20 protein-coding genes, 1 other RNA gene and 1 pseudogene are annotated in these 24256 nt (G+C 27.5%); 13 read left to right on the top strand and 9 right to left on the bottom strand.

The window, feature by feature from the left end; translation table 11 throughout:
• On the bottom strand, positions 1 to 1356 hold the full coding sequence (locus tag T324_RS17280; RefSeq protein ID WP_245580697.1) for a methyl-accepting chemotaxis protein: 1356 nt from the start codon (positions 1354 to 1356) through the stop codon (positions 1 to 3).
• Positions 1357 to 1428: 72 nt separating this feature from the next.
• Positions 1429 to 1815, bottom strand: coding sequence for a hypothetical protein (locus tag T324_RS18570; protein WP_245580696.1), 387 nt, complete (start codon positions 1813 to 1815; stop codon positions 1429 to 1431).
• A 220-nt stretch (positions 1816 to 2035) separates the two neighbouring features.
• On the opposite strand from T324_RS18570, the gene ssrA reads away from it, so the two are divergent.
• The 7 genes from ssrA to T324_RS0111510 all read left to right on the top strand — a co-directional run bounded on the left by ssrA (position 2036) and on the right by T324_RS0111510 (position 10303).
• Positions 2036 to 2388, top strand: a transfer-messenger RNA (tmRNA) gene (gene ssrA / locus T324_RS17920).
• A gap of 7 nt (positions 2389 to 2395) precedes the next feature.
• The gene (locus tag T324_RS18075) at positions 2396 to 2566 is read left to right on the top strand and encodes a hypothetical protein (protein WP_156920168.1); all 171 of its coding nucleotides are present in this window, start codon (positions 2396 to 2398) and stop codon (positions 2564 to 2566) included.
• A 22-nt stretch (positions 2567 to 2588) separates the two neighbouring features.
• Positions 2589 to 2807, top strand: a complete 219-nt coding sequence (locus T324_RS0111530) for a hypothetical protein (RefSeq protein ID WP_028330398.1) — start codon at positions 2589 to 2591, stop codon at positions 2805 to 2807.
• A gap of 53 nt (positions 2808 to 2860) precedes the next feature.
• The gene (locus T324_RS0111525) at positions 2861 to 5599 is read left to right on the top strand and encodes a type I restriction endonuclease subunit R (protein ID WP_028330397.1); all 2739 of its coding nucleotides are present in this window, start codon (positions 2861 to 2863) and stop codon (positions 5597 to 5599) included.
• Positions 5600 to 5624: 25 nt separating this feature from the next.
• Positions 5625 to 7331, top strand: coding sequence for a tetratricopeptide repeat protein (locus T324_RS0111520; protein ID WP_028330396.1), 1707 nt, complete (start codon positions 5625 to 5627; stop codon positions 7329 to 7331).
• Positions 7328 to 8632, top strand: coding sequence for a restriction endonuclease subunit S (locus T324_RS17780; RefSeq protein WP_051436844.1), 1305 nt, complete (start codon positions 7328 to 7330; stop codon positions 8630 to 8632). Before T324_RS0111520 ends, T324_RS17780 begins: the two co-directional genes overlap by 4 nt.
• Before the next feature lie 228 nt (positions 8633 to 8860).
• Positions 8861 to 10303 carry a class I SAM-dependent DNA methyltransferase gene (locus T324_RS0111510; protein WP_028330395.1) on the top strand — a complete coding sequence of 481 codons (1443 nt, stop codon included), beginning with the start codon at positions 8861 to 8863 and terminating at the stop codon, positions 10301 to 10303.
• Here the strand turns inward: T324_RS0111510 and T324_RS0111505 are convergent.
• From T324_RS0111505 to T324_RS0111495, 3 genes are all read right to left on the bottom strand, one after another.
• On the bottom strand, positions 10300 to 11031 hold the full coding sequence (locus tag T324_RS0111505) for a ComF family protein (RefSeq protein ID WP_028330394.1): 732 nt from the start codon (positions 11029 to 11031) through the stop codon (positions 10300 to 10302). The genes T324_RS0111510 and T324_RS0111505 overlap by 4 nt on opposite strands.
• Positions 11032 to 11034: 3 nt before the next feature.
• Positions 11035 to 11826, bottom strand: a complete 792-nt coding sequence (locus tag T324_RS0111500) for a prohibitin family protein (protein WP_028330393.1) — start codon at positions 11824 to 11826, stop codon at positions 11035 to 11037.
• A 68-nt stretch (positions 11827 to 11894) separates the two neighbouring features.
• A complete protein-coding gene (locus tag T324_RS0111495; protein ID WP_038375234.1) occupies positions 11895 to 12137 on the bottom strand; it encodes a hypothetical protein in 243 nt (80 codons plus the stop codon).
• 206 nt (positions 12138 to 12343) lie between these two features.
• Between T324_RS0111495 and T324_RS0111490 the strand changes: the two genes are divergently transcribed.
• From T324_RS0111490 to tmk, 4 genes are all read left to right on the top strand, one after another.
• Positions 12344 to 13654 (top strand): NCS2 family permease, encoded by a 1311-nt coding sequence (locus T324_RS0111490; RefSeq protein ID WP_028330391.1) that lies wholly within the window; start codon positions 12344 to 12346, stop codon positions 13652 to 13654.
• A gap of 65 nt (positions 13655 to 13719) precedes the next feature.
• Complete coding sequence (gene rarD, locus T324_RS0111485; RefSeq protein ID WP_245580695.1) at positions 13720 to 14577, top strand: EamA family transporter RarD; 858 nt, start codon at positions 13720 to 13722, stop codon at positions 14575 to 14577.
• A gap of 96 nt (positions 14578 to 14673) precedes the next feature.
• Positions 14674 to 15822, top strand: coding sequence for a phospho-N-acetylmuramoyl-pentapeptide-transferase (mraY, locus tag T324_RS0111480; RefSeq protein WP_028330389.1), 1149 nt, complete (start codon positions 14674 to 14676; stop codon positions 15820 to 15822).
• A gap of 29 nt (positions 15823 to 15851) precedes the next feature.
• Positions 15852 to 16463, top strand: a complete 612-nt coding sequence (gene tmk / locus T324_RS0111475; RefSeq protein WP_028330388.1) for a dTMP kinase — start codon at positions 15852 to 15854, stop codon at positions 16461 to 16463.
• Here the strand turns inward: tmk and T324_RS0111470 are convergent.
• Positions 16432 to 16851 carry a single-stranded DNA-binding protein gene (locus T324_RS0111470; protein ID WP_028330387.1) on the bottom strand — a complete coding sequence of 140 codons (420 nt, stop codon included), beginning with the start codon at positions 16849 to 16851 and terminating at the stop codon, positions 16432 to 16434. The genes tmk and T324_RS0111470 overlap by 32 nt on opposite strands.
• A gap of 186 nt (positions 16852 to 17037) precedes the next feature.
• On the opposite strand from T324_RS0111470, the gene T324_RS0111465 reads away from it, so the two are divergent.
• Positions 17038 to 17970 carry an alpha/beta fold hydrolase gene (locus T324_RS0111465; RefSeq protein ID WP_028330386.1) on the top strand — a complete coding sequence of 311 codons (933 nt, stop codon included), beginning with the start codon at positions 17038 to 17040 and terminating at the stop codon, positions 17968 to 17970.
• 127 nt (positions 17971 to 18097) lie between these two features.
• On the opposite strand, the gene T324_RS0111460 is transcribed toward T324_RS0111465, so the two are convergent.
• From T324_RS0111460 to T324_RS0111450, 3 genes and pseudogenes are all read right to left on the bottom strand, one after another.
• Positions 18098 to 18859 (bottom strand): hypothetical protein, encoded by a 762-nt coding sequence (locus tag T324_RS0111460; RefSeq protein ID WP_028330385.1) that lies wholly within the window; start codon positions 18857 to 18859, stop codon positions 18098 to 18100.
• Between the two features lie 151 nt (positions 18860 to 19010).
• A pseudogene (locus T324_RS17270) lies at positions 19011 to 20845 on the bottom strand (methyl-accepting chemotaxis protein).
• Positions 20846 to 21049: 204 nt separating this feature from the next.
• Positions 21050 to 23446 carry a sodium-translocating pyrophosphatase gene (locus T324_RS0111450; RefSeq protein WP_028330384.1) on the bottom strand — a complete coding sequence of 799 codons (2397 nt, stop codon included), beginning with the start codon at positions 23444 to 23446 and terminating at the stop codon, positions 21050 to 21052.
• Between the two features lie 203 nt (positions 23447 to 23649).
• Between T324_RS0111450 and T324_RS0111445 the strand changes: the two genes are divergently transcribed.
• Complete coding sequence (locus T324_RS0111445; protein ID WP_028330383.1) at positions 23650 to 24240, top strand: histidine phosphatase family protein; 591 nt, start codon at positions 23650 to 23652, stop codon at positions 24238 to 24240.
• Positions 24241 to 24256: the final 16 nt, after the last annotated feature.

The following is a 24256-nucleotide window of genomic DNA, read 5'->3' as shown; positions in this document are numbered from 1 at the left end:
TCAACGATCGCCGCCTCTAAATTTAAAGAAAGAAAGTTCATCCACTATATCATTAACTATTTTTGAAGCCCTTGTACTGGATTCAGCACTTTCTTGAGCAAATTTAGCATTACTTTTTGTTATATCATTAATTTTATCAACTATATTATTTATATTATTAATTCCGCTTCTTTTATCATTAGACATTTTATATATGCCAGATAATGAGTTTGAAGATTCCATAGCTGATGATTCAATACTATTAAGAACTTCTGATGATTTGCTTACAAATTCAGTTCCATATTCTATTTTTGATACAGCTCCCTGAACTATTTCTGTAATATTATCTGCTGAATCTGTTACTATCTGAGCAAGAGATCGTACTTCATTAGCAACTACTGCAAAGCCTCTGCCCTGATCTCCAGCACGTGCCGCTTCTACTGCTGCATTAAGTGCAAGTATATTAGTTTGAGATGCTATGGATTGTATGGTTTCTATTATATTATATATTTCATTACTAGACCTTGTAATTTCATGCATATTTTTTTCTATTTCATTAATCATTTCTACGCCGATTTTTGTATTATTAGAAGAGTCATCACTCATCTTTTTAGCTTCATCTGTTTTATTAGCAGCATATTCTATAGATAAAGATATAGATTTAATAGCCTGTACTAAACTCTCCAAAGCAACAGATTGTTCATTTGCTTTATTAGATAACTCCACACTGATATTTGCTATAGCTTCTCCATTTTTATTAACTTCCTCAACACCAGTTTTTATTTTATACATAGTTTTACCTATATTTTTCTGCATCTTATCTATAACTTTAGAAAGTCTTATGGTTCCGCTGCTTGCATTTTTATTTTCATTAATTCGTGAAGAGAAATTTCCATTAGACATGTTTTCTATACTTACTATCACATCATCAAGTCTGTCAGAAATTGGGATCAATGATATAGACACTATAATTATTTCTCCAATTACAAATAATAAGCCAAAGCCTATAAGAAAAATTATTAAATATCTTACTCTTTCATAATAAGATTTGGCATCGCCGCTTAATGCTATGTACCAAGGAGCATTATTTACCTTGTATAGTGCATACCAAGAGTCTTTTCCAATCTTTATAGAGTTATCATTCATATTATTTTTATATCCTGAAAATAGAGGATCTGAAAATAATAATACATTTTCATTCAATATGTTTTCAGTATTTTGATGTGTTATATACATACCATTTTCTGTAACAACATTGATATTCTCTATAAGATTATTGTTAGTATTTACTAAAGAATTTAAATTATCAAAATCTATGCCAGTATATCCAGCTAATCTATTATTAATAATTATTTTATAAAGAAATGTTACAACCAAATTTCCTGAAGTAAAATCAATGTACGGTGCTGTTATATATAAATCATTTTGAGATTTTGAAGCCTCTATATACTACCATTCTCTTGCTGTTTGATCATAATTATTAGGGTAAGTTATCCTTGAACTTACAAATATACCTCCTCTGTTATATGGAACAGTATTACAATAGAATACATCATAATAATTTCCAAATTTTCTTACATTAGTAATACTTTGCGATATATTATGGGTATTTATTCCAATAGAAGCATAAAAGCTTAAAAATCCAAGAGAATTTATAATGTCATCAACTTTATTTTCTATATTGCCTTTAACTGAATCTATATTTAGAGATATCCTATTATAATAAGAATTCCTATTAATTGGAATAAATATAGATACTAATACAACCCCCATTATTAGTATAAAAATAAAATATGGAATTGTAAAATTTAATATAAGTTTGATTCTATTCTTCATAAAATATAATTTCCAAAAATTGTATTATTATATAAATTAGGATATCAATTTTAATATAAAATTCAAGATATCTATATAAAAAAACTTATACAAATTTGAACTATAAAAATTTATTTTACCAAAATATAAAATATAATGTTTTTACAAATTGTTATGATATTTTAAATTAAAGTATTGACTATTTTATTATATATACTATAATTAGTTAAGTTCTTTGAAAGGGGATGCTCCGGCTTCGACTGCGATGGTTGGAACGTATTTTGCATAGCCGTGCTAGGTGTATGCACGTTAATATCATACTAAACAATAAGTGCAGACGAATACGCACTTGCAGCTTAATTGAAGTTGCCGCTGATTAGATGATTTGTCTATGGGTTATCTTTTCGGTGTTAAACCACATAGAACTTGTATTAGGTGCCGTGTGAGCCTGATATTACGTACACTCATGCTAGTCTTATAGTTTTTCTGCTTGTCTTCTACCTATAAGGCGAATTTCTCGAAGATAAGATATGCTATGTAGACGAATGCGGTACGCTTCGTAGGACGCGGGTTCGAGTCCCGCCATCTCCAATATTATATAATGAAAGTAGATTATTCTCTTATAAAAGATATATTGCAATTTCTTAATGATAAAGAAACCTGTATTATTAATGGATATGAATTATCAAGATATTTCAGCATACATGTTTTATATATTCCTAAAGGTTTATCAAAACCAACTCAGGAAGAATTAGAAAACAAAAAGAAATAAAGAAAAAAATTTCTTAAATAATATGATGCTTTTATGTGATCATAATTGTATATTTATAGACTATTACGCTGAGAATATTCAAAGTATTGATGAATCAGCCATTAAAATACTGCCGAAAGGATATGAATTATTATACATATTAAAAAATTTTGATATAAGCAAAGAAATAGAAAATGATATACCTTTATCAATAATTATTGAAATATACAAAAATAAAATACTACAAAATTATAAAAATTAAATACATTATACTTAATATAGAAATATAATATAAAATATACTATAATTTATAATATGAAGCCTGAAGAAAAAGCAAGAGAAGAAATAGATAAACTGCTAATCAGTGCAGGTTGGGAAGTTGTAAATAAAGAACAGCTTGATATAACATCTGATAAAGGTATTGCATTAAGAGAACTTGGAATGTCAGATAATGGAAGAGCTGATTATATACTCATATATAAAGGCAAAGCATTAGGAGTTATAGAAGCTAAAAAATATGGAACCAATTTAAGTATTGTAGAAGAGCAATCTAAAAGATATTCTAATAAATTACCTAGTTATATAAAATCTTACTCTGAAGAACTTCACTTTATATACGAAAGTAATGGTAAAGAAATATATTTTAGAGATACAAGAGATATTGATTACCGTTCAAGAAAAGTATTTGCATTCCATAAAGCAGAAACATTATTAAAATATATAAAAGACGGTTCTACTTTAAGAAACAGATTAAAAAATAATATGCCTGTATTAGAAATTGGAGATTTAAGAGAATGCCAATTTAATGCAATAAAAAGCATAGAAAAATCATTAAGTGAGAATAATCCTAGAATATTAGTACAAATGGCCACTGGAGCAGGTAAAACTATAATGGCTATTAATTTATTTTATAGGCTTATTAAATATGCTGATGCTAAAAGAATTTTATTTTTAGTTGATAGAAATAATTTAGGTGATCAGACAAAGAATTCATTTGATGATTTTTATATTGAAAATAGAAAATTCTCTGAATTATATGGAGTGAAACATTTAAAAAGTAATGTTATAAGTTATAAGAACAGCAGAATAGTAATAACAACAATACAAAGACTTTATTCTATTTTAAGAAATGAAGAAGAATATGATATTACAAATGAAGAAAAATCATCTTTTGAAAATGCTGACAGTGATATAATGCATGATGTTTCTTATAATCCAAATTTACCTATAGAGCTTTTTGATTTTATAGTAGTTGATGAATGTCATAGAAGCATATACGGAGAATGGCAGAAGGTTTTAAATTATTTTGATGCATTTGTTATAGGACTTACTGCCACACCTTCAGCAAATACTATAGCTTATTTCAATGGTAATTTAGTTTATGAATATCCTCTTGAACGTTCTATAATTGACGGTATCAATGTAGGTGAAAAAGTATTTAGAATAAAAACTGAAATAGGAGAGAATGGAGCAACGCTTAAAGAAAAAACTTATGTTCCTATTGTAGATAAGAAAACAAGACGGGAAATATACGAAACTCTTGAAGAAGATATTATTTATGAGAAAAAAGATTTAGATAGAAAAGTAGTATCAGTTAATCAGATAAGAACTGTACTTGAAGCTTATAAACAATCTTTATTTACCCAGCTTTATCCTGACAGAGAACCGACTTTTGTACCTAAAACTTTAATATTTGCTAAAGATGATAATCATGCTGAAAATATAGTAAGAATTGCAAGGGAAGTATTTAATAAAGGAAATGAGTTCTGTAAAAAAATAACCTACTCTTCAGATAATCCTCAAGGTTTAATAAAAGATTTCAAAAATGAGCCTAATTTCAGAATAGCAGTAAGTGTAGATATGATAGCCACAGGAACGGATATAAAACCTTTGGAAGTATTGATATTTATGAGGAATGTTTCTTCTTCCGTATATTATGAACAGATGAAAGGACGCGGAGTAAGAACTATAGATAATGAAACTTTAAAAACAGCTACACCAAATGCCAAGAGCAAAGATTTTTATTATTTAATAGATGCTATAGGAGTAACAGAAACAGAAAAAACAATTTCTCAGCCTTTAGAAAGAAAAATCAGTTTAAGCACAGAAAAAATTATAGAGATGGTAAAATACGGCGGAGATGTAGAAGAAGATGTTTTAACTACATTAGTATCAAGAATGACATCTCTTCAAAATAAAATAAAAGAAAGCGAACATAAAACATTAAAAGAACTTTCAGGCGGAAAAACTTTGCATGAAATATGCAGCGATATTTATAATACTGTTGATGCGGATATTATAAAAGATAAAACAGAAGAAGAAATTTCTGATATGCGTTATGAGGCATTAAAACCTTTTTATAAACCTGATTTTAGAAATGAATTGATAAAAGCCTTTAAAAATGCTTATCTTATAATTGATAATATAAATGTAGATAAAGTAATATTTACAGACTTTTCTGTAGAGAATGCTAATAAAACAATAAAAAGTTTTAAAGATTTTATAGAGATTAATAAGGACAGTATAGAAGCATTAAAAATAATATATTCAAGTGATGACAGAGCCTTAACTTATGAAATATTAAAAGATTTGAAAGAAAAACTTCTTTATAATATGCCTCCTTTAAAAACTTCTATGGTATGGGAAGCATATTATTTACTTGATAAAAAAAGAGTAAAAAGCAAAAAGCCTGAGGACATAATAACCAATTTAATTCAGTTAGTGCGTTTTGTGATAGGTAAATATGATGAATTAGAAGATTTTAGTATAACTGCAAATAGAAGATTTGAATTATGGAAAGGCAGACAGAAAAAAAATTATAATATAGAGTTCAGCGAAGAAGAGAATATTTTACTAAATATATTAAAGAATTATATTATAAGCAACGGCTATATATCGGATAAAAAAGAAATACATGAAGCATTGACAGATGAGAACCATAGCTATAAGGAAGCTAAACTCTTATTTGAAAAACTTTACTCTTCTAAACGCATCACTTTAGAAGAAATAGTATCAGATTTATCACTTAATTTGATATCATCTAAACTATCTTAAATAATCATGTATTAAGGGTTAAAAAATGTCAAATAAAAATAATAACAATCAAAGTAGTTTTTCAATAAATACAATAAGTATTATATATATATCAGTTTGCTTGGTATTTTTGATAGTATTTATATTTTTTTATAAATTTTATGTTGATAAAAATAATATGCTAATTGAAAAAAATATTGAGAGTTTTAAGCAGTTAAATGAAACGAATTTAAATAATTTTTATAATTCATTAAATAGTGTTACCAATATAAATAATGATAAAATAGAAGAGATAATATCTAAATCACTAGAAGCAAATATGTATTTGTTAAAAGATAGTTTAAAATCTAGTTATGATTTTGGCATTAATAGTGTCAGTTTCTGGCTTGCTTTTTTATCATTTGTTATGATAATTTTTACTATATTAGGTATATATGCCAATAATAAAATACTAGAATCAAATCAAAGACAATCAGAAATACATATAGAAAAAATAAAGATTAATTCAAAAAAAATATTGAATAAAATGAAAAAACAATTATTAAATGAAAATAAAAAGTTCATTAAAAAAGTACATAAAGATTTTGAAAATATAAGAGAAGAAACGATTAATGAGGCAAATAATATAAAATCAGAAATCAATACTATTAAAGAAGATACAATAAAAAGTAAAGAAGAAATAGAAAAGATAGAGATAAAATCTAAAGAAATTCTATCAAATATAGAAAAAGAGGGAGAAAAAACATTAAAAGATATAAGAAAGCAGCAGAAAATATTAATGTTATTTTATAGGGCATTTAATCAAGAGAGAGAAAATTCAAATGAAGCTATTAAACTTTATTCTGAAGTATTAAAAGTTGATGATAAACATATTCCATCTTTATGTAATAGGGCTAATATTTATACTAAAAAATATACTGATAGTAGAAAAGATAAATATTATTCTGCAGCTTTAGATGATTATAATAAAGCATTAGAAATAAATAATAAAGATCTTTTAACTATTTATAATAGAGGAGTTTTATTATATGAAAAATATAAAAATACAATGGATGAAGGATATTATAATCTATCTTTAGATGATTTTAATAGAGTTCTTGAAATTGATAGTAAGCATTATAGAAGTATGATATACATAGGGAATTTATATTTATCAAAATGTTCTGATTCTAAAAATGAAGAATATTATAATTTAGCTTTAGATAATTTTAATAAAGCACTTGAAATAGATAATGAAAATATTGATGCTTTAATGAATATAGGTCTTTTATATTCTTACAAATATATAAATATTAAAAAAGAAGAATATTATGACTTATCTTTAAAATATTATAATAAAGCATTAGAAATGGATGATAAAAATACTAAAGTTTTAACTAATATTGGTATTTTGTATTATTATAAATATATTAATAATTCTAAAGAAGAATATTTTAATTTATCATTAAATTATTATAATAAAACTTTATTCACTGACAGTAAAAATCTTTATGGACTTCATAATAGAGGATTATTGTATTTTAAAAGATATGGTTTTGATAAAGAAGAAAAATATTTGAATCTAGCTTTAGATGATTTTAATAATATATTGATGATAGACTCCAATAATATTACTGCTATAAGCAATATAGCTTTAATATATTTTCAAAAACATAAAATAAATAGAGATGAAGAGAGTTTAAAAAAGCATTATGAATATATAGAAAAACTACAAAAATTTAGAGATAATAGTATGTATAAGGAAAAAGAATGAATACAAAGAAGTCAGTCAAGAAACAATCTGAAATGAAAACAGAAGCAGAGATAAATTCAAATGAAATCCCTTTCAAAATCCCAGATAATTGGAAATGGGTAAGACTTTCATCATTAGCTGATATATATACAGGAAATAGTATTAATGAAGAAGAAAAAAAGAAAAAATATACAGGTTTATCTTCAGGGTATTATTATATTGCAACAAAAGATATAAGTTTTAATAATGAAATAAATTATGACAATGGAGTTCGAATACCTAATTCAAATACTAAATTTCGTATAGCACCTAAAAATAGTACCTTGCTTTGTATAGAGGGAGGAAGTGCTGGAAGAAAAATAGCTATTACAAATCAAGATGTTTGTTTTGTAAATAAATTATGTTGTTTTTCTCCATATGGAATAGATCATATATTTTTATACTATTATTTACAAACTCCAACCTTCTTTTTTATTTTTAAAAAAAATATAAATGGTATTATTGGAGGAGTAAGTGTTAATAAATTAAGAGATACTCTTTTCCCTCTACCTCCGCTAGAAGAACAAAAACTCATAGTAGAAAAAATAGAGAGCGAATTCCAAAAAATAGACAATGCCTTGAATAAATTAAATATAATAAAAGAGCAAATCAAACAGTATAAGCAGTCAGTTTTGAAATACGCATTCGATGAGAATAACAGCTTCGCTAAAGTCAGCAATTATGAACCTTATGAGTGGGAAAACAAAAAACTTGAAGATATATCTTATAAAATTACAGATGGTTCACATGCTCCACCTAAAAAACAGGAAAATGGAATACCTATGCTAAGTTGCCAAAATATAAAAAATGGTAAAATACTTTTTAATAATTTTAGATTTATTTCAGAAGATGATTATAAAAAAGAATGTAAAAGAATTAATATATCCACTAATGATGTATTATTAACTATAGTCGGTAGTATAGGTGAATCAGCTGTAGTACCTGATGGTATAGAAAGATTTTGTTTGCAAAGAAGTGTTGCTATTATAAAGCATAATATTAATTCTTTGTATTTAAAATATTTTTTCAATTCTATATATTCAATTAATTATTTTAAAGTTCATGTTAGAGGAACAGCTCAAAAAGGTATATATTTAAATTTGTTAAAAAATATGGATATAAAAGTTCCTAATATAGAATTGCAAAAAACTATAGCCGATAATATACAGAATATTTTTGATAAAGCAGATAATATAGAAAATAATATAAATGAAAATATTGATAAATTAAATGTTTTGAAGCAGGCTGTTTTGAAAAAGGCTTTTGAGGGGAAATTAATTTAATTTTATTGAACAATTATTACTTGTTAATTTTTTATGATTTATATAAAAAATTATAAACTGTTGTAAAATATTATAACTATAGAGTAAGGCTTAAATTGTAAAAATGCAGTCCTTTTGCTTCTTTGGGTCACCAAAAGAAGTAGGGGTTCGGGGACTAGTCCCCCGAAAATAATAAAATATAAAATGTTTTTAACAAACTTAAAAATTTTTAGTATATAAGGATTTATCATGAATGAAAGCAGTTTAGTTACTAAAGTGTGGAATTTTGCTGAGGTGTTAAGACAAAGCGGTATGGCTTATACCGATTATGTTTCTCAGCTTACTTATATGATTTTTCTTAAAATGGATTATCAGAAATTTGATGAAGGTTATGAAGAATCTATTATACCCGATGAATACAGATGGGACAAATTAATGTCAAAAGATGGTGAGGAATTGGAAAAACATTATGCAAGCACTTTAGAAAATCTTTCAAGGCAAAAGGGTATACTTGGAGTAATATTTTCAAAGGCTCAGAATAAGATTGATACTCCTGTTCATATTAGAAAAATGGTAACTCTTATAGACGGTATCGATTGGGTATCATTAAGCATTGATGTGAAAGGTTCTATATATGAGGGGCTTTTGGAGAGAAATGCCACAGAGTCCAAGGCTGGTGCTGGACAGTATTTTACGCCTAGGGCTTTGATTAAGGCTATTGTTGATGTGATGAGGCCTGATATAGATATGAATATAATTGATCCTGCCTGCGGTACTGGAGGATTTTTGATTGAGGCTTATGATTATATAAAAAAGCATATAGGAAAAGACAAGGATAAAACTAAAAAATTAAAAGAAAATACATTATTCGGTATAGATATTACTCATATAGTTGTGAGTTTATGTGCTATGAATTTATATTTGCATGGATTCGGCGGCTCTGAAGGAAATACCACAGTAAAACAGGGAGATTCTTTAGCTAAGAGAACAGATACATTATATAAAATGGTTCTTACAAATCCGCCTTTCGGCAAGAAAAGTGCTTTTAAGGTTTTTAGTGATGATGGTGAAGTCAAAACAGAAAAAGATGATTATATAAGAGACGATTTTTCTGTAACCACATCAAATAAACAGATAAATTTTTTACAGCATATAATGAGTATTTTAGCAATAGGAGGGAGAGCGGCAGTCGTTCTTCCTGATAATGTTTTATTTGAGGGCGGTGCCGGAGAGAAAGTAAGAAGAAAGTTATTAAACAGTTGTAATTTGCATACTATATTAAGACTTCCTACAGGTATTTTTTATGCTCAAGGTGTTAAGGCTAATGTTTTATTTTTTGATAAAGTTACTCCTGTAGAAGGTGTTGTAGCAACAAAAAATATTTGGATTTATGATTTTAGAACAAATATTAATTTTACTTTAGTTACTAATCCTTTAACTTTTGAAGATTTAGAAGATTTTATAAAATGCTATAATGCTGATGATATTAGCAAAAGAAAAGAAACTGAGAGATTTAAGAAATTTTCTTATGATGAAATAATAAAAAGAGATAAAGTAAATTTGGATATTTTCTGGATAAAAGATGAAACTTTAGAAGATTTAGATAATTTACCTCAGCCAGATGAATTATTAAAATCTATAAAGAAAAATTTTAAAGATACTATGGAGATAATTGATAGTATTGATATTTAAGCACGGGCTACAGTAAGCAGACCTATTTTATTTATACATTCTAGTTTCTTAATCTCTTTAGAAATTTCATTTAAAGTGCTTCCTGTGGTAAATACATCATCTATTATAAGAAGATTTATTTTATTAATATTATTATAGTTGGTATTTATCACAAAAGCATTTTTTATCATGCTTATTCTTTCTGTTTGACTATTTAATGAGCTTAATGCTTTGGTTTCTTTTTGTCTGAATATTATATCATCTATTAATGTTATATTTAATATTTTAGATATTGTTTGCGCTATAATTTCGCTTTGATTGTATCCTCTTTCTAAAAATCTTTTTTTACCTAGAGGAACAAAACTAACAGCATCATAACTTTTAATATAATCTTTATAGTAATAACTAAGCATAGCAGCAAAGTCTTTACATATCATATATCTATGGGAGAACTTCATTTTGTGAATCAAATCTATTGTATTGTTGTTATAATAAAGCATAGATTTGCATTCATCAAAATAAAGTTCTTCATCTTTGCAAATGCATATTGATTTTTCATTTTCTAAAACTTTACCGCATTTATTACATCTTATATATTCATCTTTATGTATATAATCCAAATTTTTATTTATGCAGTCAATACAAAGATAATTCATATTACCGCTTTGCATTAAATCTCCGCATATTATGCAATGATTAGGAAATATAATAGATATTAAATTTTTAAAAATATTTTTATGTAAGGTCATCTATTATTTTATTTGTATCATAGGAGTAACTCCAGAACCTGATACTTGAGGCATCTTACCGTCCCATTTTTCTATATACATTCTTTGAATAAGAAGAGGAGTTAAAGATTCCTGCATTATTCTGTTGGCTTCTGCTATACCTTTAGCCTTTGTAATTTCAGCTTCTGCTTCATATCTTACTTTCTCTAATGCATTCTGTGCTGTTAATGCGTCCTGAGAAGCTATTAATTTTCTCTCTATTGCCTGATAAAATTCATCTGAAAAATCATGTTCTATAATAGAGCATGCAGCAACTATGATGCCGTAATCTTCAAAATCAGTCATTACTTCTTTTAAAAGTTCTCCAGCCATTTCATTTCTTTTTGTTATGAATTCTTCTATAGTATATCTTGCAGAAACAGCATTCAAACTCTCTGATATTCTAGGATTAATAAGTTTGTTCTTATAATCAACTCCAAATTTACTATATAAATCTAATGCATCCCCGCCTATAGAATATTGAACATTTAATGTCATTGATATTGTCTGCATATCTTTTGATGATACAGAATAAGTCTTTTCAACTGTCTGTTCCCTAACTTCCATAATCTTTATAGTATCTATAAACGGTACTTTAAAATGAAGTCCCGGTTCTTCCTGTGATATTGCCTTTCCAAGTCTGCTTCTTATTCCTACCTCTCCAGTAGAAACAATAGTTACTCCTGAAAAAATTAAAAAGCCTACAACTAATACTATTGGAAGAAATACAAAAAGTATAGAATGTAATTTACTTGAATGAACGTTAATAATTTTCATAAACAACTCCTTTGAATTAAAGAATACAATATAAATAAGTTTTTTGCAAGATACCTAAAAACAGTATTTTACATAAACAAATTTCTTGCACATCTTAAAATAAACTTAATTATAGAAAAAATAGAAGTAAAAAAAGAAAGAATATAATTGTCAATGAACACATAAAGATAATCAACTATAAAAACACATACACTATAAGCAAAAACAAATACGCATATTATTAACATGATAATAATATCAACCAATAACTCTCTAAACTCTTCAAATAAAAACAATGTAATAATAGAAGATATAAGAATTATTAAAAGCATATAGGCAATACTCCTTATTATAAAATAATAATATGAGTATAAATAATTATGATGACAAAAAATGACATGTTTTAAAATTTTAATAAAAAATTTATTAATAAAACTATAATTAAAAAATATTGCAAAATTTACAATCTCATATATAGTATAGCTTTCATAACAAATTATATAATAAATTATGAAAAAGAATATTAAAGGATACATTTATGGAAAAATTTTTTAGGCTAAAAGAGCATGGTACTAATGTTAAAACAGAAATTATAGCTGGTTTTACAACATTTATGACTATGGCTTATATATTAGCTGTAAATCCAGATGTACTATCAAGTACTGGTATGGATAAAGGGGCTATATTCACTGCTACTGTTGTTTCAGCAATAATAGCAACATTAATAATGGCATTGTTTGCAAATTTACCATTTGCATTGGCTCCTGGAATGGGACTTAATGCTTTCTTTGCTTATACAGTTGTACTTGGAATGGGATATAGCTGGCAAACTGCTTTAACTGCTGTATTTGTAGAAGGTATTATATTTTTGGTATTAACGATATTTAATGTTAGGGAAGCAATAGTTAATAGCATACCTGTTAATATGAAAAGAGCTATTTCTGTTGGTATAGGATTATTTATTGCTTTTATTGGTTTGCAAAACTCAAAAATTATAATAAACAATGATGCTACATTGCTTGGTATAGGAAATATTACTTCAGGCAGTGCATTGCTTGCTATAATAGGACTTATAATAACAGCTGTTTTATTATCCTATAATGTAAGAGGTGCTATCTTATTAGGAATTCTAATTACAACAGTAATAGGAATACCTATGGGTTTAACAAAACTTTCTCCTCATGCTAGTTTTGTACCTCCTTCTTTAGAACCTATAGCTTTTAAACTTGATTTCAGTAATATATTAACTCCTAATATGTTTATAGTTCTGTTTACTTTCCTTTTTGTTGATATGTTTGATACAGTTGGAACATTGGTAGGAGTATGTACTAAAGCTAATATGCTTACAAGAGGAGGAGAAGTTCCTAGATGTAAACAGGCTTTATTTGCTGATGCTGTAGGTACAGTTGTAGGTGCATGCTTGGGTACTTCCACAGTTACAACTTATGTTGAAAGTGCTTCAGGTGTTGCTGAGGGAGGAAAAACAGGACTTACTGCTTTAGTTGTTGTTATACTATTTACTATATCATTATTCCTATCTCATATATTCTTAGCCATCCCTAGTGCTGCTACTGCTCCTGCTTTAATAATAGTTGGTCTATTTATGATGACTCCTATATTAGAGATAAATTTCGCAGATTATACTGAATCAATACCTGCATTTATATGTATAATATTTATGCCTTTTGCATACAGTATAGCTGAAGGAATAACTTTTGGTGTATTATCATTTACTATACTAAAATTAATATCTGGTAAAACAAAAGATATATCAATATTAACTTGGATATTATCAGCATTACTATTATTGAAAATATTTATGCCTTTAATACAGGCTAGTTTGGGATAATATTTATAGGGTGGAATCATAATAATGGTTTCACCCTTTATACAATTTAATCTTTTAGGAAATATATGATGAAAACAGGAGTTTCTATATTTGTAGCTACTATTGTACAAATTATATGGGGACTTTTGCCTATATACTGGAAAACTATAGACAATTTTAATGCTTCCTTCATATTGTCAATGAGAATAATAACAACTTTAATATTTACTTTTATTATAATATTACAAAATGGAAGTATTAAAAAATTATACAGAGGTAAAAAAGAATTAATTGCTATTTTATTTGCAGGATTGTTTATAGGTCTTAATTGGTATTTCTACATATATGCTGTAAATTCCAATAGGGTTTTAGAATCAGGATTAGCATATTATATATCTCCTATACTTTCAATACTAATAGGAATAATATTTTTTAAAGAAAAGAAAAATGCTTTGGAATATACTGCTATCGTTTTAATGATTATAGGAATATTATATCAAACTTACACAATAGGATATCCTCCTGTACTGTCATTAATAATGGCATCAACATTTTCAATATATACAGCATTAAAAAAAATTACATCATATTCAGCTTGGGAATCATTATTTTTAGAGTCATTATTTATATTAATACCTGCATTATTTTTGTTTAAAATATATTATCCTGCTCAGCCTCAGCCTATTAATACATGGATAATATTATTGATGGTAGGTTTTGTAACTGGACTACCTTTATATTTATTCTCTTTAGTTGTAAAAAATATACCAATATCAACATTAGGATGTCTGCAATTTATATGCCCTATATTAGAAACGATATTAGGCGCTTTAATATACAAAGAAGAATTAACTATTAGTAAGATTATTACATTTATAATAATAATATCTGCTGCTTCTTTATATGCATTTTCTTTAATTAAAAATGCTAAAAAATCAAATTAACATAATTATTTTAATTGACAAAACAATTTATATATAATACTATATTATAATAGTTTTATAATTTATAATATTTTTATCTAAAGGTTAATAATATACATGTTATATGAAATTTTTTATCCATTAAGAGAAACATTTTTTGGTTTTAATATATTCAGATATATTACATTCAGAACTGCAGGAGCTGTAGGAACTGCTTTAATACTTGTATTAGTATTTGCTCCTAACATAATAGAAAAATTAAGGAAACTTAATTTTGGTCAGGTAGTTAGAGATGATGGACCAGAAACTCATTTAGCAAAGACTGGAACTCCTACTATGGGAGGAATATTTATAGTAGGAAGCATAATAATAAGTATATTATTATGGGGTAAATTGGATAATTTAAAAATTATACTTCTTACCATTTCTTTAATAATACTTTCAATATCAGGATTTCTTGATGATTTTTTGAAAATAAAATATAAAAACTCTAAAGGACTTCCAGGAAAATATAAAATATTATTCCAAACTTTAGTAGGTTTAATAATAGGAATTTATCTATACTATTTTGATAAATCAACATTTTTAATGACATTTGAACTTAATCAAGGTATAGGAGTTCTTGAAGCTGTAAAAGTAGCACAAGTACCTTCTTCTACAGTATTTCTTCCATTTGCAAGCACAATATATATAGATTTAAAACTATTATATATACCATTTGCAACATTTGTAGTTGTAAGTATGAGTAATGCCGTAAATCTTACAGATGGTTTAGACGGATTAGCTATAGGATTATTAGTAATAATGTCAATGGCATTGGCTGTACTTTCTTATGTATCCGGTAATTCGCTTATAGCTACATATTTAAAAATACCATTTATAGCAGATGCTGGAGAAGTTACAGTTTTTGTAGGAGCTTTAATAGGTGCCGGCTTAGGATTTTTATGGTTTAATGCCCATCCTGCTCAGGTATTTATGGGTGATGTTGGAAGTTTATCTCTTGGCGGAGTACTTGGTATTATAGCATTATTCATTAAACATGAGCTTCTTCTCGTTATAATAGGGGCTGTTTATGTATCTGAAGCATTCAGTGTTGTTTTACAAGTGTTTTCATACAAATTATTTAAAAAGAGAGTGTTTAAAATGGCACCCCTTCACCACCATTTTGAAAAATCAGGTTGGAAAGAAACACAAGTTGTATTTAGATTTTATATTATAGGAATAATAGCAGCAATTATAGGAATAGCTACTTTAAAAATAAGATAATTTTATTATATTTATATAGAGGGTTGTATATGAATGGAAAATTAATAGTATTAGAAGGTATTGATGGTTCAGGAAAATCTACTCATGGAATAATGCTTACAGATATATTGAATAATGCCGGAATAAAATCTATATATACTTTTGAGCCTACTCATGCTTATTTTGGTGCTAAATTAAGGGAAAGTATGTTCTCAAAAGATTTAAAACCGGAAGAAGAACTATCTCTTTTTATAGCTGATAGGAAAGAACATATTAAGCATATGATAAAACCTGCAATTGCTGACGGATATATTATAGTATTAGACAGATATGTATATTCTTCTGTAGCATATCAAGGAGCTAAGGGAATAGACAGAGATCATATAATAAACTTACATAAAGACTTTATCATAGAACCTGATTTAGTATTTATTTTTCATTTACCTATAAAAAATGCTATAAGTAGAATTATGGAGAAAAGAGGATTTGTAGATAGATTTGAAAATGAAAACTATCTGCAAAAAGTTGATGAAATATTCAACTCTTTTAATGCTCCATATATACATCATATAGATTCAAATAGAGATGAAAAAATTATAAATAATGAGTTAATACAAATAATAAAAGATTCTAAAATACTTCCTGAAGACTTTCCTCTATAAAATCTGATACTATTTGATTATTAGCTATATTCTGACTATAAGCATTTCTTTCTAAAGATTTTTTATCCAAATTTTTTATATCCAATGCCAATATATAAATTGAAGTCTTTTTATTACCATCTTTAGAAACATAAGAATTCTGTCTTAATTCTCCATTAATAAGAACATGTCTTCCTTTAAATAAAATAACAGCTGCCTTATCTGCATTATATCCCCAAGCAACCAAATCGAAAAAATAAACCTCTTTTTGTAAAGTGCCATTTGTGTAATAATATCTATTATTGGCAATAGAAAATCTGCATAAAGATTTACCATTTTTGGTTTTCATATAAGTAGGATCTTTTGTTAATCTTCCCTCTATTACTATTATATTAGCATTTCCAGACATAATTATTATCTCCTTAAAATATTTATTTTGTATGCTAATAGTTAAACAAATTTTTTTTATTTTTAAGCCTAAAATTATAATTAATTTTTGTAGTATGTATAATTTTTTAATACAAAATTATTGATTGCATTAAAAAGAAAATATTATATAATTTCTCCAAACTTAATAATATTGCTGGAGTATTTTATGAAAACTATAAACAGGGTATTAATAATGGATGATGGGCACAGAATGTACACATACCTTTTTATTCCAGATTCAACCCCAAAAGCAATAGTACAAATAGTTCATGGACTTGGAGAACATGCAGGAAGATATGCTGAATTTGCATCAAAATTAACCGATGCTGGTTTTTTAGTTTGTGCTGATGATCACAGAGGTTTTGGAAGAAGCACTGTAAGTAAGGATCAAATAGGACATATAGCTGATAAGAATGGACATGAATTAATAATAGAAGATTTAAAGTATCTAATGGTAAATACTAAAGCAGATTATCCTAATATACCATATTTTATGTTAGGACATAGTATGGGATCTTTCTTAACAAGAGGATTTTTAATAAAATATCATCAGGACTTAAATGGTGCTGTAATAATGGGTACTAGAGGAAAACCTAAAGGAATTGAAAATTTTGGAAAAACTATAGCTAATATTCAAAAATCTATATTTGGAGGAAGAAAAAGAGCTTATTTACTTGATAAATTATCTGTAGGAGGATATGGTAAGAAATTTTTCCCTGAAGATAATTCTCTTCATGCTTGGCTTACTTCCGACAAAAATGAAATTGAAAAAGTATTAGAAGATGAATATTTTGCAGATAAGCCAGCAAGTATAGAAACATACATACAATTATTTGAACTTATAGACAAAATATCTGATAAAGATAATTATTCTTCAATGAACAAAAATTTTCCTATACTTTTAATTTCTGGTGATAGGGATCCTGTAGGAGATATGGGAAAAGGTGTTAAATGGGTACATGAAATGTATAAATCATTGGGGCTTAAAGATGTTAATATAAGTCTTTACAAAGATGGAAGGCATGAAATACTTAATGATGTTCAAAGAGATGAAGTTACAAAGGAAATTATACAGTGGCTTAATGATCATATAAAATAAAAATAATATTAATATATTATAGAGAAGTGCTTATATAAGCACTTCTCTTTTTTATTTAACACAATAAATGAATTTAGGGGCGGGTGGGCGGGCTAATTAGATTAATAAAAAAATAATATGCTTTTTATTAATTGTAGCCGTCACTTCTTCCGAAAGATATTCCTAAAACCAAGCCTATTGAAAGAGCAGAGAAATTATACTTATTATATACATTATGTCCTATATTATTATTAATAACATCCGTTTTATACTGCATACCAAAATTGTACATCATATATCCGCCTATATTAACAGCAAAATTAGGAAATAAATATAAAAATCCTTCAACAGTTAGTTTTACATAAGGCATTATAGGAGCTTTAAATAGATTTCTCATATCATTAACATTCCAATTATCTAAATCAGGTGCTGCCATAACACCACCATATTTACTTGAAGCAACCATAGCATATAAAGGTGCTATTATTCCTGTACCTAATCCTACAGACATTTTACTGAAATTTAATTTAACAGTGGCTCCAACAATCATAGAATAAAATCCAAGCATCTCTGTGTACTTTTTATTATTTTCTTTATAATCTGACATCAAAGCATTAACGCTAAAACCTATATCACCAAATAAACTCACACCTTTAATTAGGCTTGTATAATCATCTTCAAATAATTTAAAATAATTTCCAATTTGGAACAACAAAGTTCCTTCAAAACCTAAAGTACCGTCAGGACTATCATAAATAGTATTTTTATAGCCGTCATTTACCTTTATAGAATTAAAAGGAAAAGCAATTCCATAATGTCCTTGAAAATTAACCTCTAAACTTGCAAATGCATTGTATGTAATTGCTACAATCAAAATATTCACAAATAAAAAGTATTTTAATATTCTCATAAAATAATCCCTGTACTTATATTATGTTATATTAATTATATTATATATGAATCATTTGTCTAGTATTAATTTTAATTGCTAATTACATATAATGCATTAAAAAAGCTGCATAACTTTAATTAAAGTCATACAGCTTAACAAATTCATATTATTATTTATTGTTTGAAATTTTAAAGAACTCAATACTAGTTTCCAAGAATCTAGCCTTTTCAACTAAACTTTTTGATATTTCACTTGAAGTTTCAGCCAAAGCAGCATTTTGGGTAGTAGCAGATTCCATATTATTAACTTCAACACTTATTTGATTGGTACCTGATTCCTGTTCCAAAGCATTAGAAGTAATATCTTCCATCAATCTTGAAGTTTCAGATACTTTGTTTTGTAAATCAACAAATATTTCCTGAGACTGTTTAGCTGTTTTTGTAGCAACATCTATTTTTTGAGATGTGTTATCAACTAATGCTGTAATGTCTTTAACAGAAGCCTGAGTAGTTTGTGCAAGATTTCTAACCTCAGAAGCTACTACAGCAAAACCTTTACCTTGATCTCCAGCACGTGCTGCCTCTACAGAAGCATTAAGTGCAAGTATATTAGTTTGGAAAGCAATATCTTCAATAATCTTTGTAATATCTTTTATCTTCTCACTAGCCTGATAAACTTCTTCTATATTTAAAGCTGTTTGAGATATTATATTGGCTGCATTTTCAATAAACTCTATAGACTCAGACATCATATTTTTACCCTGCAGAGATTTTTCAGCAGAAGTTTTAATATTAGATACCATCTCCTCAATACTAGCCGCTGTCTCTTCCAAACTTGATGACTGAGAATCTGTTCTTGATGAAAGTTCTGTGCTGCTTTCCATCATATTTTCAGCCGCTGTAATTATTTCCATAGATGCATCATGTACATTTGAAACCACTTCAGCCAGCCTATTACCCATAGCATCAAATATTTTCTCTAATTCTCCAAATTCATCCTTTCTATAATTAGATTTACTTGTAACTTTTATATTTCCATTAGATATATTTGTAGCCTGTTCCATTAATATTTTAAGAGGGTGTGTAGCATTTTTAATATAAAGAAAAGCAAATATATTTATAAATACAATAGATAAAATACATATAACAACAGAAATTTTTATAGAATCATTATTTGCTTTATAAATTATCCTGTCATCCATAGCCATAATCAAATACCAATGTAAATTTTCGATTCTGCTGTAAACTGCTGTTCTAGGATCATGGCTTACAGAAGATATATAATTCATAACTCCTGATGGCTTCTTACCTGTTATTATTGAAGCATAAGCCTCATTAGCTTCTGTGTTAATCTCATTTTTTGTATCCAATACAACTGTATTATGATCATCTATCGCAAATATTCTGGTTCTTTCAGGTAATTTTAATTGCTGAAGTTTAGCAGATAAATCTTCCCAATCCAAAATCATATATACATTACCTAAATGTTCACCATTATGTTTTACTCCAGCAATAGCAGCTAATGACCATTTTTGATCCGCACTAGATTTTTGAACTGCATCGTCGAATGACGCTTCATTATTATTATTTTTAAGTATATTTAAAATATTAGGTCTTACTGTAGTAATATTTTCACCTATCTTAACATTATTAACATTATCTAAAATTATTCCGTTTGTATCTGTAACACCTATATCAAGTACATATTCATTTATACCTTCATATTCGGTGAGAGTTGGTCTAATATTAATATTTCTATCAAGTAAATAACTTTTTATAGTAGGAGATACAGAATAAGTTTTTATTAAATTTCTTTGATCATCAAGCCAAACATCCAACATATCTTTATAACCATTAACTGTATTATTAAATCCATCTAAAGTAGCTTCCTTAATAATGATATGCGATCTATATGAAATATAACAACTATTAAAACTAAAAATATAGTGCTTAAAATGCTTATTGCTATAGGCATTTTAACCCTTATAGAATGTCTTTTTTTCATATATTTTCTCCATAATGATAATTAATTTCATAGCCAATATAAGAAAAAAATTATACATTAAAACAATATCAATGTCAATAAAATATATTTTTTTTAATTAAAATGTAAAATTTATTTTATATATAGTATTTTTTTATAAAAATATATAAAAAAGACCGCTTAACTGAAATTAAGTCAAGCGGTCTATTATTTTATTTATATAATTTACTTAATAATTTGATCAGCAATACCTAATAAAGCCTGAATCTTTGGTGAGAAAGCTACTATAGCACCAGCAAATACAACACTTATCAAGCTCATTAATTTGATAAGAATATTGATTGAAGGTCCAGAAGTATCTTTGAATGGGTCACCAACAGTATCACCTATAACAGCAGCAGCATGGTTAGGGTTAGTAATTTTTTCACCTGTTTTTTCATCAATGATTTTCTTACCGCCTAAATTACCAGCTTCAATGTATTTTTTAGCATTATCCCAAGCACCGCCTGCATTAGACATCATAACAGCCATAGCAAAACCAGCAGTTAATCCTCCAACTAACATACCTATAACAGCAGGTACTCCGAATAAGAATCCAACTACAACAGGTACTATTATAGCTAATACAGAAGGAACAATCATCTCTTTTTGAGCAGAAAGAGTACAGATTTGAACAGCTTTTTCATAATCAGCTTTTACACCTTTATCTCCAGCTAATAAACCTTTAATCTCTCTAAACTGTCTTCTAACTTCTTCTACAACACCTGCAGCAGCACGTCCAACAGCTTTCATAGTTAAAGCACAGAAGAAGAATACTAACATGGCACCAATAAATATACCTATTAATACTTTAGGGTTCATTAAGTGAATATTGAAAGCATTCATAAACTCATTCATGCCTAAACTATAAACAACTTTGTCATATAATTCTTTAGCACTGTTAGCAGTGTATTGAACAGTACCTATATCTATAGAAGTTAAATTTCCTGTATTAATCATTCTTCCTAAAGAAGTTTTAATCTCTTCAATATAAGCAGCAATCAAAGCCATAGCAGTTAAAGCAGCAGAACAAATAGCGAAACCTTTACCAGTAGCAGCAGTAGTATTACCTAAAGAGTCTAAAGCATCAGTTCTTTCTCTAACACTTTCAGGAAGTCCTGACATTTCAGCATTACCGCCTGCATTGTCAGCTATAGGACCATAAGCATCTGTAGCTAATGTAATACCTAAAGTAGATAACATACCAACAGAAGCTAAAGCTATACCATATAATCCTTGAGAGAAAGCAGAAGGCTCAGCACCGAAACCGCCTGCAAAACCAAATGCTAACATTATAGAAATAACAACTGTAACAACAGGTACTAATGTAGATTGCATACCTACAGCAAGTCCGCCGATTATAACAGTAGCAGGACCTGTTTTAGATTGCTCAGCTACCCATTGAGTAGGTTTGTATTCAGCAGCAGTATAGTATTCTGTGAAGAAACCAACTACGTTACCAGCTATAAGTCCTACAATTATAGAAACAAATAATCCTAAATTGTTTGGAAGAAGTATTTTTACCAAGATAAAAGCAACTACTATAATAATAGCACTGCTTACATAAACACCAACTCTTAAAGACTTTAATAATTCTCCCATAGTAGCACCTTCTTTAGTTTTAACGAAGAATACTCCTATTATAGAAGATAAAGTACCTATAGCAGCAAGTATCATAGGAAGAGATACAGCAAATATAGGACTTACATCAGGGTTAATATATCCGAAAGCTGCAGAACCTAAACTCATAGCAGCAAGTATAGATCCAGCATAAGATTCATAAAGGTCAGCACCCATACCAGCAACGTCACCTACGTTATCACCTACGTTGTCAGCTATAACAGCAGGGTTTCTAGGGTCATCTTCTGGAATTCCAGCTTCAACTTTACCTACTAAGTCAGCACCAACGTCAGCAGCTTTAGTAAATATACCGCCTCCAACACGAGCAAATAAAGCTTGGAAAGAAGCACCTACACCAAAGCTAAGCATTGTAGTAGTTACAAAGTGCATTTTAGCAGCAGTATATTCAGCAGTTCCTTTAGCTATTCCTGTACCAGCTAAATTTAAGAAATCTGTACCGAATAAGCTGTTATCAAGCCATAAATTTAATACTATAAACCATAAAGAAATGTCAAGCAAAGCAAGACCTACAACTGTAAGTCCCATAACAGCACCAGAACGGAAAGCTATTGTTAAACCTTCATTTAAAGATTTACTAGCTGCATTTGCAGTTCTAGCTGATGCATAAGTAGCAGTTTTCATACCTAAGAAACCTGATAATGTAGAGAAGAAACCGCCTGTTAAGAAACCTATAGGAATAAAAGGATTTTGAACTTTCAAAGCATAAGAAAGAATAGCAAAAATAATGAAAGCTCCGGCAAAAAAGAAAGCTATAACTTTATACTGTTGTTTAAGATAAGCTATAGCACCGGAACGTACATGCGAAGCTATTTCTTTCATAGTTTCATTACCTTCATCTTGTTTACGCATCCATTTGTAAAAATAGAAGGCAAAGGCTAATGTTAAAATTGCCGCTGATATTGTAAAAAAGCGAGCATTTTCAGCTAATATTTCATAATTCATACATATACCCTATTTTTTGAAATTTTGTTAAAAATTTTACAGTTTTGGATTATATCATAAATTCATTATATTGTCAATCAATTTTATTAGTATTTTTAATACATACCATACCTATATAAAATTATTTCTACATATATAAAATATTATTGAAAAAAAATAAACTGCTATTATAATATTAATAATTATAAATCTGGAGAGTTCTTATGAAAATTTTATTTATACGTCATGGTCAGACTCAATTAAATGCTGAAGGAAGATGGCTAGGCTCTACCGATGCACCTTTATTTGAACCCGGAAAGGATTTTCTAATAAATAAAAAAGAAATAATCAATAAGTACAAACCCGTTCAAAAACTATATTGCAGTCCTATGAAAAGATGCTTAGAAACAGCTCAAATATACTTTGATGATATGTTTGATAATAAAGAAATTATAGATAATTTAAAAGAAAGATGTTTCGGAGATTTTGAGGGAAAAAACCATGATGAATTAAAAGATAATCCATACTATAAAGAATTCTTTAAAAGTAATTGGCAGAGTAATGTACCTAATGGAGAAACTTCAGAACAATTTTTTAAAAGAACAGAAAATGCATACTTTTACATAATAGATGATATGAAAAAAAATAACTTAGATTATACTGCTGTTGTTACACATGGAGGAGTTATTATGTCAATATTCAGCAGATATGACAGCAAAAAACTCGGATTTTATGAATATTTGCTAAAAAATGGAGGCGGATATTATACAGAAATAGATGACAGAAACAATATAAATATTATAGAAAACTTTTAATTTTACGATGATTATT

Source organism: Brachyspira alvinipulli ATCC 51933 (assembly GCF_000518245.1).
Classification (GTDB): Bacteria; Spirochaetota; Brachyspiria; order Brachyspirales; family Brachyspiraceae; genus Brachyspira; species Brachyspira alvinipulli.
Note: the sequence above shows the minus strand (reverse complement) of the source record. Positions and strands in the feature narration are given on the sequence as shown.

Excerpts from the sequence above, each read along its gene's own strand:
- T324_RS18075 (WP_156920168.1), top strand. The coding sequence starts at position 2,396 with ATGAAAGTAGATTATTCTCTTATAAAAGATATATTGCAATTTCTTAAT.
- T324_RS0111520 (WP_028330396.1), top strand. The coding sequence starts at position 5,625 with ATGTCAAATAAAAATAATAACAATCAAAGTAGTTTTTCAATAAATACA.
- T324_RS17780 (WP_051436844.1), top strand. The coding sequence starts at position 7,328 with ATGAATACAAAGAAGTCAGTCAAGAAACAATCTGAAATGAAAACAGAA.
- T324_RS0111495 (WP_038375234.1), bottom strand. The coding sequence starts at position 12,137 with ATGCTTTTAATAATTCTTATATCTTCTATTATTACATTGTTTTTATTT.
- T324_RS0111510 (WP_028330395.1), top strand. The coding sequence starts at position 8,861 with ATGAATGAAAGCAGTTTAGTTACTAAAGTGTGGAATTTTGCTGAGGTG.
- T324_RS0111505 (WP_028330394.1), bottom strand. The coding sequence starts at position 11,031 with ATGACCTTACATAAAAATATTTTTAAAAATTTAATATCTATTATATTT.
- T324_RS0111470 (WP_028330387.1), bottom strand. The coding sequence starts at position 16,851 with ATGTCTGGAAATGCTAATATAATAGTAATAGAGGGAAGATTAACAAAA.
- T324_RS0111490 (WP_028330391.1), top strand. The coding sequence starts at position 12,344 with ATGGAAAAATTTTTTAGGCTAAAAGAGCATGGTACTAATGTTAAAACA.
- T324_RS0111465 (WP_028330386.1), top strand. The coding sequence starts at position 17,038 with ATGAAAACTATAAACAGGGTATTAATAATGGATGATGGGCACAGAATG.
- T324_RS0111450 (WP_028330384.1), bottom strand. The coding sequence starts at position 23,446 with ATGAATTATGAAATATTAGCTGAAAATGCTCGCTTTTTTACAATATCA.
- mraY (WP_028330389.1), top strand. The coding sequence starts at position 14,674 with ATGTTATATGAAATTTTTTATCCATTAAGAGAAACATTTTTTGGTTTT.
- T324_RS0111525 (WP_028330397.1), top strand. The coding sequence starts at position 2,861 with ATGAAGCCTGAAGAAAAAGCAAGAGAAGAAATAGATAAACTGCTAATC.
- rarD (WP_245580695.1), top strand. The coding sequence starts at position 13,720 with ATGATGAAAACAGGAGTTTCTATATTTGTAGCTACTATTGTACAAATT.
- T324_RS18570 (WP_245580696.1), bottom strand. The coding sequence starts at position 1,815 with ATGAAGAATAGAATCAAACTTATATTAAATTTTACAATTCCATATTTT.
- tmk (WP_028330388.1), top strand. The coding sequence starts at position 15,852 with ATGAATGGAAAATTAATAGTATTAGAAGGTATTGATGGTTCAGGAAAA.
- T324_RS0111530 (WP_028330398.1), top strand. The coding sequence starts at position 2,589 with ATGATGCTTTTATGTGATCATAATTGTATATTTATAGACTATTACGCT.
- T324_RS0111460 (WP_028330385.1), bottom strand. The coding sequence starts at position 18,859 with ATGAGAATATTAAAATACTTTTTATTTGTGAATATTTTGATTGTAGCA.
- T324_RS0111500 (WP_028330393.1), bottom strand. The coding sequence starts at position 11,826 with ATGAAAATTATTAACGTTCATTCAAGTAAATTACATTCTATACTTTTT.
- T324_RS0111445 (WP_028330383.1), top strand. The coding sequence starts at position 23,650 with ATGAAAATTTTATTTATACGTCATGGTCAGACTCAATTAAATGCTGAA.